2 protein-coding genes (both only partly in view) are annotated in these 2,500 nt (G+C 42.1%); both read left to right on the top strand.

All coding sequences use genetic code 11. The annotated features are described in order from the left end of the window. Window positions 1-1,392: the 3' portion of a methyl-accepting chemotaxis protein gene (locus LEP1GSC062_RS12310; protein WP_010579174.1), read on the top strand. 693 nt of this gene lie to the left of the window's left edge; 1,392 of the gene's 2,085 nt are visible here — the last part of the coding sequence; its start codon lies off the left edge, out of view; its stop codon occupies window positions 1,390-1,392. A 186-nt stretch (window positions 1,393-1,578) separates the two neighbouring features. Next, window positions 1,579-2,500: the beginning of a methyl-accepting chemotaxis protein gene (locus tag LEP1GSC062_RS12315; RefSeq protein ID WP_020984421.1), read on the top strand. It continues 1,154 nt past the right edge of the window; 922 of the gene's 2,076 nt are visible here — the first part of the coding sequence; its start codon is at window positions 1,579-1,581; its stop codon lies off the right edge, out of view.

Raw genomic sequence — 2,500 nt, forward strand, 5'->3', positions numbered from 1 at the left:
AAGGGAATTTATGCCGTGAATGGTTTTGACGGTAATCTGGTGGGAAAACAAATTGCCGATGCCCAAGAATTGGAGTTCTATCTCAAAGAAAGTCAGGAAGAGACCGGAAAAAAATTTACCACCGACTCGAACGGATATACACATTATTTCTTTCCGTTTCATATCGGCAAAGACAAACGTTTTTGGGCGCTGCAGGTGAGTATTCCCAACTCGATTTATCGAGCCGCAATCATTTCCATTCTTTTTCAAAGTTTCATTGCCACCATACTCATACTAGTCTCCGTTCTTCTTTGTGTGAATTTTATATTCCAAAGATTGATCTCTGCCGGACTTCTCAAAGCGGTCGGATTCTCCGAGGAAATCGCAAACGGAAATTTAATCGCACAAAGTTCCCATGACAAAAATGACGAAATCGGAGCACTTCTCAGTTCCATGAATCAGATGCGGGAAAATCTTCTCAAAGTCCTACGAGAAATCGGAGGCTCCGCATACACCCTCAGAGATACTTCCGAGAAGATGGCGGACTCTTCTAGAAATTTCTCCGACGTCGCACAAACACAAGCTTCCGCAGCGGAAGAATCCTCGGCGGCTGTTGAAGAACTTGCCGCTTCCGCTCAAAACGTCGGTAAGTCCATGGAGAAAGCGGTCCTAAGCATGAAGGAAATCGACGGTAACGTCGTTAGACTCAAAGAACAGATCGTTAATATAAACCGAGAGATGCAGGATTTAGTCGAACTCGCAGCCCTATCCAAAGAACAAGGAGTTACCGGGGAAAACGCTATGACCGCATCCACAAGTGCAATGGCAGCCATCGGTGACAGCGCTTCCCGAATCACCGAAATCTTATCAATCATCACCGAAATTTCCGAAAGAACAAACTTACTCGCACTCAACGCCGCAATCGAAGCCGCAAGAGCCGGAGAGGCGGGTAAAGGATTTGCTGTCGTCGCTGAAGAAATCGGAAAATTGGCATCACAGACTTCTTCAAGCGTTCAAGAAATCGGATCCCTTGTAAACTCCACAAACACCGCTGTTTTAAACGGAAATACTAAAGTCGCGGAAGCTTTCGACGTTCTCAAAAAATTGAGAGAACAAGTCGAAGAGTTCGATCGGTACGCTAAGAACGTTCTCGCATCCGTTAAAACCCAGGAAGAAAATACCAAAGAAATTTCTCAGAGCGCAAACGAACTTATGACCTTCAGTTTACAGATCGAAGAAGCGGTTTTAGAACAAAAACGTGCCACCGATGAAATTACAAAGACAATCATGAGTATTTCCGACGGAACTCAGGAAATTGCATCGGGTGCGGACGATCTCACTTCCTTCTCCGGAAATATACATGGACAAGCGCAAAATCTGGGTCAATTGATAGGAAAATTTAAAACAAATTGAAATAGAGATTTATATTATAGCGAAATCGAAAAAAGGAATAGATCTTTGACCTCAATTTATAAATTCCATCGTGATTTATAATTCTTATCCAAGTCGAATTTCAAATATAAATATTTGAATTGATGAATTCTTTTTTTTCGATAGGATGACTCTTTTCGATTCGAAAACAAAAAGGTCAAAAAAAGTATGAGTATTCGATTTCGTATTTCCCTTTACTTATCCATAGTTCTATTTATCGGATTCAGCATTCTTGCCGCAATCAATTCAATTACCACTTACAGAAATCTAAAATCGGAAGTGGAAAATAATTCAACGATTACTTCCGAACGCTGGTCCTTGGAAGTGAAAGACATCCTGGACTCGGCCATGTTCTATGCGAGAGGTTTTCGTTCTCCTCTCATCTTCACTTCCCCGCCAAGAGAAGCTGTTATTACCTCGATCAAAGAAGTCATAGAAAGAAACCCGAACTTTTTCGCTCTCTGGCTGGTCTATGAGCCGAATCTCTACGACGGCAAAGACGCTCAATATCGAAACACTTTCGGACACGATTCTACCGGAAGATTCGTTCCTTACGCATTTCAATCCGGTGAAAAAGGAAAAGCCCGGATCAGACCCAATGTGGGTTATGAGAACCAGGACGGAACCGGAGATTTCTATCAGGTTCCCAAAAAGAACAATACTTATTATGTTTCAGAACCGTACCGCTACAAATCCGATAGCGTAGATACGATGATGATTTCTATTGTTGCTCCAATCAGCAAGGACGGCTTCTTTAGAGGGGCCTGTGGGATCGATTTAAAAGCGGAAGAATTACAAAAGAAATTTGGGGAAGTCAAACCGTTTCGTAATCAGGGATATATGACTTTGATTTCCCCAAGCGGGCTTTATACGGTAAACGGAAAAAACCCTTCCTTGATTGGGAATAAAATTCCAGACGCGCAAGAATTGGAATTCTATCTTAAAAAAAGCCAGGAAGGAAAAAACTTCACTTCCAATTCCGAAGCGCACACACATTATTTCTTTCCGTTTCATGTCGGCAAAGACAAACGTTTTTGGACGTTACAGGTAAGTATTCCCGATTCGATCTATACGGACGAAATGTTCAATA

The sequence above is a fragment of the Leptospira alexanderi serovar Manhao 3 str. L 60 genome (assembly GCF_000243815.2).
Taxonomy (GTDB): Bacteria; Spirochaetota; Leptospiria; order Leptospirales; family Leptospiraceae; genus Leptospira; species Leptospira alexanderi.